This window comes from Bosea sp. ANAM02 (assembly GCF_011764485.1).
GTDB lineage: Bacteria > Pseudomonadota > Alphaproteobacteria > Rhizobiales > Beijerinckiaceae > Allobosea.
On sequence record NZ_AP022849.1, the window covers coordinates 472,369 to 488,777 of the forward strand.

Sequence of the window (16,409 nt, forward strand, 5' to 3'; positions counted from 1 at the left end):
CCGCCGCCGGGGGAAGCGCTATCAGCGCTTCTTCAGCTCTTTTTCGACCGCATCCGCGGAAGGACCTGCCTTCTTGACCGCCGCTTCGAGCTCCGCCTTCGAGACGCCGAACTTTTCAGTCCAGTAGCGAACCTCGTAATCCTCGCTCAAGCTGATGCGGGAACGATCCTGCGGGCCTCGATTGCTTTTGTCGTCCACCATGCTGGCCTCCATCTCTTTCGACGGAATAATCGCCAGGAGAGCGCAGGGTTCCTGATCACGCAAGCAGATGCGGTTCCAGGGAGGCCTGTCGATCTGGAGCCGGGCTGCGTGCTCCCAGCACGCTCACCCGACCATAATAGCTGCCTTCGGTTGATTGCCGGCGCCTGCTTCGACCAAATCGTGCAAGACCGCACCAGACGGTCACCCATCCGTGTCGGTCGTGGATCGGGCGCCAAGCTCGCTCTAGCGCCGCGGCACTACGAGAACCCCCTGCCGTCGAGCCATCGCGAGATCATAACCCTCAGGAAGGGGGTCTCGGGAAGGCCAGAATGCGCCGGCGAAGGAATACAGTGAGCCCTTGATCACGCGATTGTACATGAGCCGATACAGCCCCTCCGCGTTCAACTCCATCGCCCGAGGATGCAACTCGAACAATTCTGGGGCCGTTAGTGGTCGGCCTTCCTTTCGAATGATGTCCAGCGCCTCTTCGACAATCAAACGGTTGAGTTTTTTGGGATCAGAGGGATGCATACGGAGCGTGGGCGTCCAGGCGCCAATGCGAATCTCGCCATCGCGCTCAGTCATCCATCCCATGAGGACGCAGCGATCCACCAATCTGCGCGCGTAGATCAGATTTGCGTCCCCAGCGAAAAAGTCTCGGTGAGGGTGCTTTGCCATCACCGCCTCGAAGGACATGGGGCCTGATGCCTCGAAAACAATCTGAAGCGCCTCGTTGACAAAACGAGCTTCGAAAGCTCCCGTCCCGAACTTTTCCGGCATTACAACGGCCGGTGATCCATCGACGCCCCCGACCGGTGCTGCGTTGACGCGTCGCCCCCCGGCAGTGGCAGGTTCAGCCGTAGGCACGACCGGAGTTCCTGTCATGACGCGAATATACTCCTCCAGAGCTGCGATCTGGCGGGCGATCTTGGTCTGCTGAGCCATAAGGCTCTCCAGCTGCCGTCGAGCGACGCTGAGACCCATCTCTGCATTATCATCAACCGGCATTGCACGCTCCAGATCAAGAACGTCACTATGCGACTCGCCGCTGCATGGAACAAGCAAGCGGTCATTACAACGACGCACCGGGCGAGCGGGTACGCCCTTCAATCTTAACCCGCCGCTCCTCCGTTCCTGGTTTCCCTGCCCGCAGGCGGACGGTACTCTCCGCGCTCATCGCGTTCGAGGCGAGCACAGGCTCGACGGCTGCGAACATGTCGTCGGCATTCTGGCCATAGATGTAGACGCTAGCCCCTGTCAGCCCGCCGCCGGCCTCTGGCCCCAGGGTCAAGCCAAAGTCATGGCCGTCGACGATCCCGAGGCCATTGAGCGCGGTGGCAAGCTCTGCCTCGAAGCTCGCGATGTCGGCAACGACGCGGTCCGCCTCAGACAGCGATGAGCTCGGAATTTCGATGATGAGGGCGTGCTCGTTCTCGTCGGCCACAGTTAAAGCTCGCTCTTGTCGCGGGCTCCTACATTCGCTCACCGATCCCCAACCGATCAATGGCAGATCGTGGATGACGCCAAGACCCGCGGCTCATCTGCGCCGCGTCAGTGTCGAAAGCGTCAGCCCATCTCAGGAGCGGGCGCGAGGGCCCGTGCCGGCGTTGGCGCCGCATAGAGGCGAGCGAGCATCTTGTCCTGGGTCTGCGCGATCCGCTGCAGCTTGGCGATCGCCGTCGGCGACAGGCGCATCATGTTGTCGACCCAGGCCTCGCCGAGGTGCTCCAGCTCTTCCTTCATGTTGCCGCTGCGGCGATGGAAGGCCGAGAACAGCGCAAGCCGTGCTGCGTGGATGGGCAACGTGTCCCGGGCGTACTTTTCGATCCACCCGATGCCGGTGCCGTTCGGCACGACCGCGTCCAGGCCGCCGGCATCATAGAACGCCTGTGCAGTCAGCTCGTCTCCCGAGTGGAGCATCTTCAGCGCGGCGCTGTTGCCCATCTTACGGCCGAGCACCGCGATCGCCGTGATCGGGAAGTGGTTGAACTTCACCTCGGGGTAGCTGAACGAAGCCTGCTCCTCGGCGATCATCAGATTGCAGGAGCGCGGGGCGTCGATGCCGCCACCGATCGCCTTGGCGTGGATGGTCGAGAGCGTGATGGTCAGCCCGCCCAGGCAGCTGGCGTTACGCGCGGCATCCTCACCTGAAACGCGGGCATATTCGAGCATGGCTGCGCGATCGTTTTTCGCCAGGCAGTCGAGATAGAAATCGAGATCGCCACCAAGTGTGAAGATCGGGCCGCGGCCGCGGAACGCGAGAAAGCGAACCGGGCAGTCGATGTAGCGCGAGCCCCAGAGATCCATGATCGACTGCTGGACCTTGCCCAGGCTGCTCAGCAGCTCGAACGTGAAGATCGGCTTCGGCTCGGGAACGATCGTTACCCAGAGAAGGCTCAGCTCCGCGTCGAAATCGAGCTCGATCTGCGGGAGATGACCAGCATGCCCTCGGATCGCACCGACGACGTCGTCGGCGAGCAGCGCAGAATTCGCGACAACGGACTTGAGCAAGGCTAACCCCCAGGCATTCGGACCCGCGAGGCGATTCCTGGCGGCGATGCAAGGATCGATTCCTCATTCCTATCCGTCAAGCTCGCACATGCGAAAAGAACAACCACGATCCATGGAAATTTTCCCGCGCAACCTCGGAAGCGATCCTTCAGTCGCGCGCGCCAGTCAGTAGTGCGGGAAGAAATCCGTGGGCGGAGAGGATGGACCGCTCGCGGCATTCATGGATTCAAGCGAGCCTAACATGAATCGTCGCGTCGAATCCTTCGCGCGATCCATGGCTCGGGTAGGATTATGCGCGCTCTCGATCTTTTCTGCGGCGGCGGCCTTTCGTCGGCGGGCGCCCACGCCGCTGGCTTCACCACCGTCGCCGGCATCGACTTCAACCAGCACGCCCTTTCTGCGTTCGCCGTGAATAATCCGCAGGCTCGCACCTATTGCGCGCGCGTCGAGGAAATCGACACCGTTGCGCTCCATGAAGAGATCGGCCCGATCGACGCCTTGATCGCGAGCCCGGCCTGCACCGACCACAGCCGAGCGAAGGGTAGCCGCCCGCGCGACCTGGTCAACATGGAGACGGCGCTCGCGGTCCTGCCCTATGCCCGAACGATGCTCCCTCCGATCCTGGTGATCGAGAACGTGCGCGAGATGCGCAACTGGCGAGGCTATCCCGAGCTTCTGCAGGGGCTTCGCGATATCGGGTACGGCGTCTCCGAGCATGTGTTGGACGCGAGCGATTACGGCGTCCCGCAGACCCGAACCCGCTTGTTCATTGTCTGCCTTCTCGGCCGTCCTGCGCCGCTGAGCATTCCTGCGCTGCGGACCGGCCGCCCGACCGTGTACTCAATCCTTGAGCCCAAGGGCAAATGGAAGACACGCCGTCTCGCCGACAAGGCCGAGGCCACTCGCAACCGCGTCGAGAAAGCCTTCGAGGTCCTCGGTCGAGACACCTCGTTCCTGACTGTGTTTTATGGGAGCGATGGCCTGGGATACCTCGAACTTTCGAAGCCCCTGAGAACGATTACCACGCTTGGCCGCTTCGCCTTGGTCGAGCCAGGGCCCGATGGACACACCATCCGTATGCTTCAGGTTCCGGAGCTGAAGCGTGCCATGGGCGTCCCGGAAAACTTCCACGCCGGCAGCGGATCCGTGCGCGAGCAGATCCGGGTCATCGGCAACGGCGTCTGCGCCCCGGTGATGGAGGCCATCCTGACGCATTGCCGGGAACTCATCACGCCGGCGCTTGCGGCGTGACTTCTGACTTTCGTCGTCATGATCCAAACCCGTCTCCAAGGAGACTTGATCATGGCGACGAACACCGGGCCTTACTGGGGCGATCAGCAACAGCTCGAAACCTGCGACGACGCTCCCTTCCTTGGATACGCGGCCTTCCAGCTGCGCCCGGACCACGCGGGCCTGCGACTGCTTTTCGGTGCGCGCCCGGTCCGCGCAACGCGTATTCTCGTTCAGAACGGCCTGACATCCCGGGCCTGGATCGAGTTCGAAGCCGGCGGCAGCGTCTGCCTTTCTGCTCTCGACGACGACTTTCTCGAAACTCTGGCCGCGACCGGCCGCTGCGATATCATCGCTCGAAGCGCGGATGACGAACGCTACTGGATCCCGGTCTGCTCTGGCCGCCAGGGCCCCGCGCAGCACCGCCACGAACCGACCTGGACCAGCTCTCACTTCTTTGCTGCCGCCTGACGGTCCGTCGTCCACCGGTTTGAAGCAATTCCCGCTCATTCCTTGTTCCGCGCGAACCTGAAGAGTGCTTCTTTGCTCTCAGTTCGAAGCGGTAAGGAGCAAGAGCTGATGACCCCGACGCAACCCGCCGGGAACGAATTCTTTCCGCTCCTGATCCTGGCTTTCGCGCTGACGATAGCTTGCGGTGTTCTGGGTGCCTTCATCCTTCAGGCGAAGGAGACGGAACAGCGGAATTCGGCCATTGCCGCGGCCTTCACGGACCAGTCGAAGATGACCGCCATTGCTGCGGCCGGATATCGATTGCGCGCCGAACGGGGAGGTCCCATCGAGGCCCACTGCAACCGCAGCAATGGAATCGGACCGCTTCCCTGCGACCCACTACCTCAGCTTCCTGGGGTCGATATCCGCATCGTCACCCGCTGATTATCCAGCAAAAGGAGAACAACAATGAAAGACTTTCTCATGATGGTCTGCATTCCCCTGATTGGGGGTGTCGCCGGCGCCGGATATATCGGAATGACCGCATGGAGCAATGAGCGCCAGAATACGGCGAATGCTGCGGTCTTCGCAGACCAGGAAGTCATGAAAGCCGTCGCAAACGCCGGCTATCGACTGCAAGCCGATTTCGGTTCTCCGATCGTCGCCTACTGCGACCGCCGCAATGACGCCGGCCCGCTGCCCTGCGACCCGTTTCCGCAGTTCCGCGGAATCGAAATTCGCATCGCGAGCCGATAGGCCTATTTCCTGCCCCGCAGCGCTCCCGGCTCGGGCCCGCTGCGGCGCGACAGCATTTCAGGCGTGAGGGACGTGAACTCGGGCAGCTAGGCGCCGGAAGTAGCCGGCTTCCTCCCAGACGGCCCGGTTGCCGACGACATAGAAGTTCTCCTGCGCTCGGGTGACTGCGACGTTCAAAAGATTCACCTGCCCACCCGCCCAGGACCTGGCGCCGCCATTTGCGGGCATTGGTGCCCCGAGCACCATGATGACGCTGTCAGCTTCACGACCCTGGACTGTGTGAACGGTTCCAATCCGCTCCTTTACCCATTCCGCCGGCTTTTCCGTCCACCGTCGCAAAGCGCCGGACCGCAGGACGAGCTCTCGCAACCGCTTCGACACAACGGTGAAGGGCGTCACGATATAGAGGTCGAGCTTGTCGAGCCCCGCACGGTCGAGCCGATGCAGCAACTGCACCACAGCTTCGCCCTCTGCCTCGCACCATTTGTCCATCGTGTGAGACGAGCGCACGTCGATCCAATGCGACGGCCCGAGAATGGATCGAATGTCCGAATGCCTAGGCTGGACGGCATGGACCATCAGGCCGGCGTAAGCGATCTCATTGGCGATCGAGAACATCGGTTCCGCAGAGCGTCGATGCACGAGCAGCGGAAAGCCCACGTCAACTGAGCCGTTGTCCTTCTCGAACCTCGTGCCCCAGCGCGACGTCGTGTCGGCAAGCGACTGCACAGACGACGCAGGCGCGCTCCATTTGTCGGAATCGATGCCGAAATCCCGACAGATCGCCTCCGTGAGCGAGGTCGGCAGCGAATTGACCGGTTCGATCTGTTGCGGATCGCCTACAATGATTGCGTTCTGCACCCGCGCCAATGCGCCCACGGCGGCTTGCGGTGCGGCTTGGCCCGCCTCGTCGACAAGCATCCACCCGAGCGCCTCCGCGTCGAGGTGTCCAATCATCCGCTCAGCCGACGCGAAGGTGGTCGACATCACCGGGACAACCAGGAACAGGCTAGACCAGAGATCCGGCATGAACGGATTGATCTTCTCCGACCAGGCTAGACCAGAGCTGAAAGTCTGGAACAAGACCTCCAGATTGTCGCGGAGCGGCTTCGCGGCCGCATCAACGAACGCCTTGTGAAGAGCCAGGGCCAGCTCGAACACCTCGTCACGCTTCCGATGGAGCTCGTCGCTGATCCACGGCGAATCCAGCTGGATCTCGTCGCGACCGCGGGCGAAGAAGGCCGTGTCGACGATCCGGTCCCCAGCGATGGCGCGCATGCCGGCCGCTTGCTCCGCCGCCCGACGGACCGACCTCTCGATCTCGACGTAGCCGGCCTTGGCGGCCTTCAAGGCCCGTTCCGCGTCCTGGGCTGCCTTTGCCGCGAGGGCCTGCACACCAACCGTCTGGAGCACCTCGTTGTGGGCGGCGATGGCCTGCTTGCTGTATTCGAGGCTTTCGGAGAGCCAGGTACGGAAAGCCTTCGTGCGGAAGAGCTTCGCCAAAGGCCCGGGGCTGGTTTGCTCGAAGAGCTTCTGCGCGCCCTCCACCTGCTTCAGCCGCGCTTCATGCAGCGCAATCTGCTGCTGGCATTTTCCGATGCTGGCTACGGCTTCGACGTGCTTTACCTGCGCGGCAGCGACGACGGCATCAGCCTCTTGCAGGGGCTGCTGGAGCTCTGCGAACTTGCCAAGGCCCCGGCGTCCCTCCTCAAGCTTCATCAGCAGGCCAGCCACCTCGCTATAGGCGCTGACGAACCGATCGCGCGCCACCCGCCAACGGCGCAGCGCCTCAGTGTGATCCGACGGCGGATCCTCCTGGAGGACGATCTTCGGTCGCCGCTTCCTGACTTCTCCTGTCTGGGGATCGGCTGGCTCGTCGATAAGCTGTCGAACTCCCGACGCCTCGGCGAGATAGCTCCTCAGGCCGTGGTCCTTGTCGATCCAGGCGCGCTGGCGAAAGGCCCTGCGGTTCGAGGACTTGCCCATCACCGCGGCGATTAAACCCCAGGTGCTCTCGTCGCCGGCGACGTGGTCGCTCACGGTCTTGAAATAGCGCATGCCAGGCGCGTCGGCGGCGACGGCCTTCAGCGACGGAAGCTCGCGACTCACGTTCTCGACGGCGGCGTTGTTGGTCGAGGCGACCAGCATCTCAAACCCGCGCAGGCTCGGCGCCAACTGCGAGACGGTGAGCCGTGATTGGCCGGACTTATGGAAGGTTCCCGTCGTGAAGGCCTTCGCCGGATCGTCGAATTCACACATCGCCTTGGCGCGATCGACCACCAGCCCTGCGACCGCATCGCGTAGCAAGGTCGTCTTCCCGGTGCCTGGAGGCCCGTTGACCGGCAGGATTCCAGATTTCGATGCCTGGTTGACTGCGAGGTTCACCGCAGCCTGCTGGAGCAGCACGAGGGGATGACGCCCCTTCGCCGGCCAACGCCCCTTTGGCATCAGGATCGGCGAGAGGGTCGATGCGAGCAACTGATCGTCCTTCAGGACGTCCTCTCGCTCCGGTGGAGCGATCACGCCGAGATAGTGCTTCAGCGCTTTCGGCAACTTGCCTGCGGCCTCAAGTTCGGCCGCTTCAGCCAGGTGCGTGAGATAAAAGCTCCCGAGCAGCGGCGGCTCGGGTGGCTCTTTCGAAAACTCAAAATGAAAGACGCGAACAGCGAAGGACGGTCTCACGACGTGGCTCGGGTGCAGACCGAGCTTGTCGACCAGCCAATCGAACGCGTCAGCGATTGCCGCAAATGTCAGCGGCATGACCTCCAGATCGTCATTCTGGATGCGAAGCCTCTCTCCGAGCTCGGAAACCAGCTCGCGCTCGGCCTTCTGCCAGCCGCCCAGAGATGAGAGGTCGCGATCGAGGGCCTTCGGCAATCCCCAGGCGAAGCTCGAAATCGCGATCGGGAGTTCCTCTTGCGGAACGCCTTGCGCGTCGATCGTGATAGCGGCGATCGGTGCAAACCCCTTCGCCTCTTGCCGGTCGGCATTCTTGTCTTCGAACGCGGTCAAGAGGGATTTGGTCGCCGAATCCATCCGGATGGCACCCAGAATGACCTGGTAAAACAGCTTGGTCTTCTGCCGGCCGTTCAGAAGGTAGCCTTCGCCGTCGCCGGCCCAGGGCTCGCGCATCTTGAAGTTGGCGATGCGCTTCTCGTCGTCATCGGCAAGGGCCTTCGGGTACAGATACGTCGTCGGCGACAGCACTTCGAGGGCAGTCCAGGCCGACAGGATATCGGCTGGCTTATCTTCGACGACTCGCTTCGGCGTCGGCTTTCTCGACGGATCCGGTGCCCATGCCGGGACTTCCCTGGTGACCGACCCGTCATCCCCGCTCGCCGGCGATGGCCTCTTGGTCAGCGGCGGGCGCGGATTGAGGAGCGGTCGCGCCGCCGGCGCGGGCCGGGCAGCTGGCGGCTGCGGTCGAGGCTTGGGGAAGGGAACCTTCGCCCCACTTTCGTCACGGATCACATCACGCGGCGTGTCGCCGGTGACCGGGGATGGTTTGTCGTCGGAACGGTAGGCCATGCTACCAGGAGTAGGCGATTCCAGCCAAACGTCGAGAGCGCGCAACGATCAAAAGCAGACCGATCCACTGACTCCGGCCTCATTCCTTGCGGATTAGTCAGCGAGGTATGAACGAAATAGCGATCGATGCGAGCTCCGACACCACCAGCGCGGCGGTTCTTGTGTCGTGGTCAGAACCCCGGCATGGGAGCGGCGTATTCGAGATCCTCCTCATGGTCCTCGACCTGCGCCTGCTCGGGCGCCGGAAGGGCCTCGAGGACAGGCTTGCGCTCCAGCAGCATGACCCGGTTGAGCTGCGTCCGGGGCCACCCCTTGCGCTCGTCGTGCTTCTTCACGGTGCCGCGGATCAGCGCACGCTCTCCGCGCTCCATAGTGAAGGCCGCGGTGATCGTGACGAAGCAGTTGCCGTTCTTGTCGGCGAGCTCGGTCAGGAAGATCTGCTCCATCCCGCGGCCCTTGAATTTCTTCGCCATGAAGGAGGTCCCACCGCGGCATTCGACCTCGACCTCGATGCGGTCGCCGACGGCCCCGATATGAGCCGATCTCGCGTAGAGGGCCTTCTCCTCGTCCTGCCGCTGGAAGGTGTTCTTCAGGGCTTCGAGCTGTTTTTCGGTCAGACCACCCCATTGTGCGGACTTCACCAAAAGGTCCTGGACGAACTTGTCGTCGCTGGCCTGCGCGCGCGCCCAGAGCTCGGGATTCGCGTCGACGAAAGCCTGGTGGCCGACCAGCGCGTTCGCCTCGCGCTCGACGCGCTTGCCCTCCCGGGTCGCGGCCGCCTTGCGCTGCCGGGCTTCCTTCGCGGTGATCTCGGCCTCGGTGTAGAGCCGGGCCTGGTCGAAGACCACCTTCTCACCATCGCAAACGCGGCAGGGCCTGCGCTTGTTGAAGCGGAACCGACCGGTGCCACCGCAGCTCCGACAATCGACCTCGACCTCTCCGAATGGTTTGCCGTCGGCTGTCTCGAAAACGTCACCGGTATGGCGCGTTCCATCCGCGAGAAACCAGGCCTCGGCGGCGAGCGTCGGATCTTCAGGCTGTGCTTCTGTCGTCATGGAGCGACCATCTCATGCGAGCATGCATGAAACGAACGCCGACTACGCGAGCTCCAGCTGTCGCTCCTCCACGGGTCCCTCCGGCTTGGCCGGCGCAGGGATGTCGATGCCCCGCCGCTGCAGCCATGTCCTCGCCATTGCAGCGATCCGGCCCTCGTCCTGCTGGACGAACTCGACTTCGGCATATGGATCGTTGATCCCGCGCGCCTGCGAGGCCTTCAGCCCCATCAGTTCAAGGATCGCAGGGTCTGAGCCGGAATCGCAATGCGCGATATAGCTCTCGATATGGTCGGCATCCTGGCCGTCGCGATCGAGTCGACCTTCGAGCTGATGGGTCACCGCGCTGCTCCACGGCAGCTCGCCAACCACGAGCGTGTTGCAGCATGCCTGTAGCGAGTCGAGGCCGGCGCCCGATCCCAGGGAGATGATCATGACGCGGGACTTCCCGCTCACGAACGCGTCCTCAGAGGAGTTCTTCTGCTTCGCGCCCTCGGAGCCGGTGTAGAGCACGGGCTTGTATTCGGCGAGTTCGCGCTTCCAGATGTCGATGACATCCCGGTGCCAACCAGCGAGGAGAACGCGCTCGCGCCCCGATTCCAGAAGCATCGAGACGAGATCCGCCACCCCCTTGGCCTTGGCTACGCCCGTCGATTGCCGCAGCAGCATGTCGAGGTCCCGGGCCGCTTTCCCTCGCTCAACGAAGGAGCCGGACACGGTCTTCAAGGCGAGGGTACGAGCGAGAGCTTCGACACGCTTTTCCTCGCCCTCGTCGTAGGGCACCTCGACGGGCAGGCGGTTCACCCGATCTCCGGCGAGGGCGTAGGCAAGCTCAGCGCGCACCTCTTCGTCGGCCTTGGTTCGGCGAAGCATGAGGTGGTGTTCGCGAAGGAATGCCCCGAGCGCGTCCGGGTCTTTCACCTTCTGCTCGCCGCTGCCGCACCACTCCCGAACGAATTCCTCGCGCGTGCCGAGCGGCTGGTCGAAGGGGAAGAGGAAGCTCAGGATGTTATGGATCTCGATGCCGTACCCGAACACCGGGGTCGCGCTCAGACCCATGCGGTAGTCGACATGGCATGACAATTCCCAGCAGGCCGTCCCCTTGCTGGATTCGCGACCGCGGCGCAGCGACTGGATCTCGTCGTAGATCGCCGTCTTGAAGACCGACTTCTTGAAAATCGAGCCCCATCCAAGAACGTTGGAATAGCGATACAGGAACACGTCGCAATCGGTCGGAAGCGAGTAAGGCTTCGTGCTGTCGATGATGTGGACGCGCAGATTGGTCGTCTCTTCGATGCGCCGCTTCCATTGCCGCACCAGATTGGGCTCGACCACGACGGCCGCCGGCAGGGCGCCCGGATGGGTCGCCAGAAAGGCCATCGCCGGGTGAGTCTTCCCGAGTCCGACATCGTCGCCGAGCAAGAGCCCCTTCTTGACCCCGAGCAGGCTCATCGCCTTGCTCTGATAGCGCCGGATCTCCACGCCTTCCTTTAACCCCGACAGCGGGCCAGGCTTCCAGTCCGGAAGCAGGATCTGCTCGCAGGCATCCTTGAGCGCCTCGAACTCACGATCGCGCTTGGTGAGGTAGGCACGGTCCGCGCGCGTCATCACCATCGGGTAGCGCATCATGAACCAGGCCAGTTCGCTGCATTGGGCCGGCTCGTCATGGAAGCGGAAGGCGTCCGACTGCGTGATGTCGATGCGGGAGAAGACGCGCTTCAGGCGACCGACGACATGCGGCTCGACCTTGGTCAACTCCCAGCGTCGCTTATCGGCATTGAAGGCAGCGTGGCCGTAAGTCCGGGTCAAAGCCAGCCCCTCCCGAGCGAGGCGACGTAGCACGGCTTGCCGTGGATCTCGGGCGGGAACCCCATCGGCACAGCCGTCGCCAGCACGAGCGCCTTGATGCCGTCATGCTGACAGTAGCGCGCGCATTGATCGTAGATCCGGCGCTTCGCTCCCTTGATCTTCACCTCGACGGCGACGCCGCTGATCATGAAGTCGACGATATCGCCCGGCGCGAGGCGCACTTCTCGCTCGTGCTCGATCTCCTCCTTCACCAGGCACTCGGCGATCCGCGCCTGCAGGATTTTCTCATCCGTCAGGGGAAAGCGCCGTGCGTGGAAGAAGGCGACGATAGCTTCGGGGGACATTCTCAAATCAGTCCTTGTGACCGAACCGGGTTCTGGATCAAACTCAGAAGGAATTCAGCACCGATCCTTTGCGACTCTCAAGCTCCGATTGTCCGCTATCCACCTTCTGGCTTGCATCATCGGGGATCAGACTGGCTCAAGGCTCACATCGGGAGATCGACAATGAACAGCAGTGGATCCGCCAGAGGTCGCAGCCGCGCTCCGAGCGCGCCGATGTCCCAGCGCCAGTTCACCGCGATGGTCGAGGAAGTCTCGATCCAGACGGAGTCGCGCCTGCCATTCCACCTGCTCGGTTTCGACTTCGAAGCCGTCGTCGTCCCGCCGGAAGGCAACGGGGCCATGATCCCGGATGACGACGAGACGCTCATCTCCTTCCAGCAAGCCGAAGAGGCTGACGAGGACGATCCGTTCGGCAATGACCTCGACGAGGACGAGGACCTGACGCTTCCGGTCTACCTGGCGTGCGACCCGGTGGGCGGTGTCCAGGTTGTCGGCTTGCATCGGGATGGATCGATCACCCAGTCGAGCAGCTTCGACTGGCGCGACTATGACGGCATCACGAAAGAGATGCTGGCCCAGCTGGACCTCGTCTCAACCGAGCTCCACTAGAATCCAGGCGCCGGAGCGGGGCGCATGTCGTCTCGCTCCTGAAGCATGCCCTCGGCGATGGCCAGCGAGACATGCGGCCACTCCACGGTGAGATCCACCGTCTTAAGTCGCCCAGACTCGCCTGCGAAGGTCTCGGTGACGATCCCGCAGAGCTCGCCCTCCAGCCAAGCATCATAGCTTTCCAGCGCCTTCCTGGCCTCTTCAACCAGGTTGCCGGCGTCAGCACCCGCCGGCGCACGCCACCAGGCCTGAGCGGCCTCGCCAGCGGCTGCGATCGCGTAGCGCCCCTGCGACCGCACCAGAGCGACCGAGAAAGCGTCAGCGACATCGCTGATGTGCCCACGACGTGAAGTCGGCGAGAAGAAGTGCATCGGAGGCCAGGGATCGAAAGCGAGATAGCGCACGATGATCCGGTCGCCGTCGTCGCTCACGCGCAGGCTGCCCGCGACAGGCTCGTAAGCCGTGTCGATCCCGAGATCTCGGTAGTCTGCCTGCTCGAATGCACCGGCGGCCGCAGCCATTTCGTGTCGTCCTCTGGAGTCGCTTGATCCGAGGACGATCCTATGGCGGGACGAATGCGACAACGTCAGGGGCCGCCGGCTTCGCCCCGGCCTTCAGATGCGGGGAGCAGGGGCGGCAGCGCGGTCGACCAGCATCTGTTCGGCGATCGCGGGGAAATCGAGGTTCCGGCGGTGCGCCTCCTCGATCAGCGTGAAAGCCAGATGGAAGAGACCGATCTCGGGATCATCCTCATCCACGATGTCCGCAAGCTGGGTATGGATCGCGACGACAGCAGCCCCGGCTCGCGTGCCGGCTTCAGTGGGCTCCTGCAGCTCGCGGTCGAAGCCGAGGTTATCAAGCGCCGGCGGGGTCCGGCCGGTGATGGTTTCATAGTCGCAGGAGATCGCATCCAGAACGTGCTGCAGGTCCACCTCTTTGGTGCGAGCGAAGTCAAGCATGGATCCCAGGGTGTTGCGCAGCGCGATCGAAACGTCGCCCCGATCATGGCGGGCAATCAGATCGTGAAGACGCAGGGTCTCACGAGCGACCACATCACCGCCGAGGCGAGCCTTGCCGAAATGCGCCATCGGCAACGTCTCCGCCTTGCCTGCGTGGATCTCGACGATATCGCCGTAGCGCGTGCGATCCGGCTCGATTGGGGTACCGGTGTAGGGATCTCTGTGATGGCGGTGGGCAAGGCCCGCAGCAAGGCGGCCGGGCTCGCGAAACATCACCAGCGCCGCCGCAGCGAGGGCATCCGTCGCCTCGACTTCGATTTCGGAGACGTGGTCGGCAGCGACCACCGTCATCGGACCTGGGATGTGGCGCTCACGGATCAGAAAGAGGGGCATGCGTATCCTCGTGGGCTCTCTGCTCGAAGGCGCCGGCGGCCGCACCTATTTCGTGTCGTCAGCTGGCACCGCCTGATGCGAGGACGATCCTACGGCGCTACGAATGCGACAAGCTCAGGCGTGGCCGGCGGCGAGCGCGGGTGAGGCGACTTCGTCCTTCTTGGGCTTCCGCGGGAAAGCGCAGAGCGACAGCTCCTCGATAACGGCTGCGGCGCAGAACCATGCGAAGATCCCGCCGCCGAGGCCAGCGAATACTCCGATCGAGATCAAGGCCGTCAGGACGAAGCCCCAGATACGAGCTCGAAAGCGATAGGCGCGGAAGTGAACCGCGGCCTTGACGTAAAGCTTGTGTTTGGCATCCGTCCATTCGCCGCGGGCATCACGCAGCTGGACGCGGACTCGCCGGGCGAAAGAGAAGGCTGTCACGAGGGTCGCCAGAGCGAGCATTGCAGACGCTGATGCGATCGCAGCCCAGCGGGGCAGCACGTCGCCCAGATGCACGGCGATGTGGATCATGAAGAACCAGTAGGTCGCGGCGCTCACCAGAACGAACCCGATCTGCACCATCGGCAGGGATACACCGGCGCGTTCCTGAACCACAGCGATGGCTCGATCTGTTCGGTTCACGAGCCAACCATCCACGAAACCGAGCATCGAGTTCGAGCCCATCGCGTTTCCTTTCGATCAGCCGGCGGCCGGCGAGGGCGCAAGCCGATGCTCTGTCCGGTTGGTCGGCGTCCGCGGGAAGGCGCAGGCGAAATACATGTTGGCCAGCAGGTTGAGCATGATCGGGACCATGACTGCGTACTCCCCTCCAAGCAGCAGCCCGCAGAGCATCATAGGCGGGGTCAAACAGATGGCCGCCATACGAAGAAATGCCAGGTTCTCACGATTGTAAACGGCGACCCCCGCGTACTTCCGGGTCTTCGCCTCCGTCCAATCCCCGCGGATATCCGCGAGATATCGGCTCGCCAGTCTCTTCCAGCCGAGTCCGATGAAGAAGGTTCCGAATGCGAACATCACGACTGTCCAAATCGTCAGACCGAGCAGAACCGCCGCAACGATTGCGTACAGGACAAACAATGCCATCAGCGAGCTCAATCCGAGGAGAAGGACCAGTGGCAAGCTGATGCCATGCTTGGACTGGAGGTCGTCCAGGAAGGCATCAGCCTCGTTGATGAGGTAGGTGTCGATGGACTTGAAGGTGACCGTTTTCATCAGCAAAGGATGGGCGGAACTGATCCCTGGTGGCAACCCCTAGACCGGTGCCCATCCACGGCCTGCATGCGCGGACGATTTGCCCAACGCTCGCCTCACGGCTTGGATGCCGCAAGCAATGGATGTGGGATCCCCGAGGCGTCGATGCCGGCAGACTTGAGGGCGTCGCGGATCTGGTCAGATGTCACCCGAATTGCCTTCATGGTCGCCTGTTCTTCGCTTACCGCCATTTGCGTCTGGAACATCGGAATCGAGCTCAGAACGAAGACCATAAGGACCAGCAGGATCAGGTGTTCCCGCAGAGGCTTGCCGTACCTGCTTTCCCAGGCCCACAGTGCCACGACAGCGGAGAGGGAAAGGGCGGGGATAGCAATTGCCCAAACCGTGCTTCCGATGAGGCGACCGAGAAACTCCTTGTCGAGCGCTTCAAAGGGAACGGCCATCATCTCGACGATCCGCTTTGCCGGCATGGCTTCGTAGCGGACCGAATAATCCCACGGCAGGAGGCCATATTCGCCCCAGACGTACCAGAACCCGTAAATGACCAGTGCCAGCACCGGGACGAAGAAGCAGAGGAACCACACCAGGTCGGAGCGCTTCATGCGGCGGACCCGCTTGTCGTCAGAGGCAGGGATGTCGGTGATTGCTGTCATGAAAGCCGCCTATGATCTCGGTGCTGGGGGGACGATTTCGACACAGGCGCCGGCTCCGAACGTCGGATCTCATGGCGCTTCGATGCGATCAGGTATCCAACACGGCGCGTTCGGCCTTGCCGCCAGGCGCCGTGGCGTAAGAGCAAAGCAGATACTGATTGAGGAACATGACGATCGCCAACGGGACTGCGACCGCGAGCCCGCCACCCTCCCGCAGCGCCAGAACGATAATTACCGGCCCAGCGACCATCAGCTGCCTCCGGAGCGAAAGCATCTGTTTGCGGCAGCCGTCAGCGAACTTCAGAAGGCTCGGGATCTCCGTATCCTTCCACTGGGCTCTCCGGACGCCGGCTTCCCTGAAGTCGGAAACATTCAACCAGAGGAAGGGGCCAACTACGGCCGTTGCAATCGCCCAGACCAACGCCTCCATCAGGCCACTGAAGACGGCGGATGCGAGGGTAAGAAGACCCAGAATCGCGATCATGGCCAAGTGTGAACCCACGAGGATCGCGGGCCAGGTAAAGCCGCGCTTTTCCTGTAGCTCCGTCACCCAAGCGTTGACCTGATCAATCAGGTACGCATCAACCCGGTCAAGAATTTTCAGCACTATCAAGAGTCCTCAGAGACGATTCTTCTTGAACAACAGAATCGCTTGAATGAATTTGAAACGCAATTCTGAAGGCGCGTTTCAAATCC

19 protein-coding genes are annotated in these 16,409 nt (G+C 62.7%); 5 read left to right on the forward strand and 14 right to left on the reverse strand.

The annotated features are described in order from the left end of the window. Positions 1-21 precede the first annotated feature (21 nt). The 4 genes from OCUBac02_RS26020 to OCUBac02_RS26035 all read right to left on the reverse strand — a co-directional run bounded on the left by OCUBac02_RS26020 (position 22) and on the right by OCUBac02_RS26035 (position 2,712). On the reverse strand, positions 22-264 hold the full coding sequence (locus OCUBac02_RS26020) for a DUF3606 domain-containing protein (protein WP_348521660.1): 243 nt from the start codon (positions 262-264) through the stop codon (positions 22-24). Positions 265-444: 180 nt separating this feature from the next. Further along, entirely contained in the window at positions 445-1,146 is a 702-nt protein-coding gene (locus OCUBac02_RS26025) for a hypothetical protein (RefSeq protein WP_173050681.1), read from the reverse strand. Positions 1,147-1,273: 127 nt separating this feature from the next. Beyond that, positions 1,274-1,645 (reverse strand): hypothetical protein, encoded by a 372-nt coding sequence (locus tag OCUBac02_RS26030; protein WP_173050683.1) that lies wholly within the window; start codon positions 1,643-1,645, stop codon positions 1,274-1,276. Between the two features lie 122 nt (positions 1,646-1,767). Further along, positions 1,768-2,712: an enoyl-CoA hydratase-related protein gene (locus OCUBac02_RS26035; RefSeq protein WP_173050685.1), complete on the reverse strand. Its 945-nt coding sequence runs from the start codon at positions 2,710-2,712 to the stop codon at positions 1,768-1,770. Between the two features lie 291 nt (positions 2,713-3,003). On the opposite strand from OCUBac02_RS26035, the gene OCUBac02_RS26040 reads away from it, so the two are divergent. The 4 genes from OCUBac02_RS26040 (at position 3,004) to OCUBac02_RS26055 (ending at position 5,148) form a co-directional block, all read left to right on the forward strand. Next, complete coding sequence (locus tag OCUBac02_RS26040; protein ID WP_173050687.1) at positions 3,004-3,963, forward strand: DNA cytosine methyltransferase; 960 nt, start codon at positions 3,004-3,006, stop codon at positions 3,961-3,963. 51 nt (positions 3,964-4,014) lie between these two features. After that, positions 4,015-4,413 carry a hypothetical protein gene (locus OCUBac02_RS26045; RefSeq protein ID WP_173050689.1) on the forward strand — a complete coding sequence of 133 codons (399 nt, stop codon included), beginning with the start codon at positions 4,015-4,017 and terminating at the stop codon, positions 4,411-4,413. A gap of 108 nt (positions 4,414-4,521) precedes the next feature. Continuing rightward, on the forward strand, positions 4,522-4,836 hold the full coding sequence (locus OCUBac02_RS26050; protein ID WP_173050691.1) for a hypothetical protein: 315 nt from the start codon (positions 4,522-4,524) through the stop codon (positions 4,834-4,836). Between the two features lie 24 nt (positions 4,837-4,860). Then, on the forward strand, positions 4,861-5,148 hold the full coding sequence (locus OCUBac02_RS26055; RefSeq protein ID WP_173050693.1) for a hypothetical protein: 288 nt from the start codon (positions 4,861-4,863) through the stop codon (positions 5,146-5,148). Between the two features lie 57 nt (positions 5,149-5,205). On the opposite strand, the gene OCUBac02_RS26060 is transcribed toward OCUBac02_RS26055, so the two are convergent. The 4 genes from OCUBac02_RS26060 to OCUBac02_RS26075 form a co-directional block, all read right to left on the reverse strand. Then, a complete protein-coding gene (locus OCUBac02_RS26060) occupies positions 5,206-8,676 on the reverse strand; it encodes a DEAD/DEAH box helicase family protein (RefSeq protein ID WP_173050695.1) in 3,471 nt (1,156 codons plus the stop codon). A 170-nt stretch (positions 8,677-8,846) separates the two neighbouring features. Beyond that, positions 8,847-9,731 (reverse strand): zinc finger-like domain-containing protein, encoded by an 885-nt coding sequence (locus tag OCUBac02_RS26065; protein WP_173050697.1) that lies wholly within the window; start codon positions 9,729-9,731, stop codon positions 8,847-8,849. 42 nt (positions 9,732-9,773) lie between these two features. Further along, positions 9,774-11,537 (reverse strand): SNF2-related protein, encoded by a 1,764-nt coding sequence (locus OCUBac02_RS26070; protein WP_173050699.1) that lies wholly within the window; start codon positions 11,535-11,537, stop codon positions 9,774-9,776. Next, a complete protein-coding gene (locus OCUBac02_RS26075; protein WP_173050701.1) occupies positions 11,534-11,881 on the reverse strand; it encodes a hypothetical protein in 348 nt (115 codons plus the stop codon). Before OCUBac02_RS26075 ends, OCUBac02_RS26070 begins: the two co-directional genes overlap by 4 nt. A gap of 213 nt (positions 11,882-12,094) precedes the next feature. On the opposite strand from OCUBac02_RS26075, the gene OCUBac02_RS26080 reads away from it, so the two are divergent. Next, positions 12,095-12,490 (forward strand): hypothetical protein, encoded by a 396-nt coding sequence (locus OCUBac02_RS26080; RefSeq protein WP_173050703.1) that lies wholly within the window; start codon positions 12,095-12,097, stop codon positions 12,488-12,490. On the opposite strand, the gene OCUBac02_RS26085 is transcribed toward OCUBac02_RS26080, so the two are convergent. The 6 genes from OCUBac02_RS26085 to OCUBac02_RS26110 all read right to left on the reverse strand — a co-directional run bounded on the left by OCUBac02_RS26085 (position 12,487) and on the right by OCUBac02_RS26110 (position 16,320). Continuing rightward, the gene (locus OCUBac02_RS26085) at positions 12,487-13,011 is read right to left on the reverse strand and encodes a hypothetical protein (RefSeq protein ID WP_173050704.1); all 525 of its coding nucleotides are present in this window, start codon (positions 13,009-13,011) and stop codon (positions 12,487-12,489) included. The genes OCUBac02_RS26080 and OCUBac02_RS26085 overlap by 4 nt on opposite strands. A 93-nt stretch (positions 13,012-13,104) precedes the next feature. Then, positions 13,105-13,842 (reverse strand): hypothetical protein, encoded by a 738-nt coding sequence (locus OCUBac02_RS26090; RefSeq protein WP_173050706.1) that lies wholly within the window; start codon positions 13,840-13,842, stop codon positions 13,105-13,107. Positions 13,843-13,956: 114 nt separating this feature from the next. After that, a complete protein-coding gene (locus OCUBac02_RS26095) occupies positions 13,957-14,511 on the reverse strand; it encodes a hypothetical protein (protein WP_173050708.1) in 555 nt (184 codons plus the stop codon). A 15-nt stretch (positions 14,512-14,526) separates the two neighbouring features. After that, positions 14,527-15,060 carry a hypothetical protein gene (locus OCUBac02_RS26100; RefSeq protein WP_173050710.1) on the reverse strand — a complete coding sequence of 178 codons (534 nt, stop codon included), beginning with the start codon at positions 15,058-15,060 and terminating at the stop codon, positions 14,527-14,529. Between the two features lie 95 nt (positions 15,061-15,155). Further along, positions 15,156-15,713 carry a hypothetical protein gene (locus OCUBac02_RS26105; RefSeq protein WP_173050712.1) on the reverse strand — a complete coding sequence of 186 codons (558 nt, stop codon included), beginning with the start codon at positions 15,711-15,713 and terminating at the stop codon, positions 15,156-15,158. A gap of 88 nt (positions 15,714-15,801) precedes the next feature. Then, complete coding sequence (locus OCUBac02_RS26110; RefSeq protein ID WP_173050714.1) at positions 15,802-16,320, reverse strand: hypothetical protein; 519 nt, start codon at positions 16,318-16,320, stop codon at positions 15,802-15,804. Positions 16,321-16,409 lie beyond the last annotated feature (89 nt).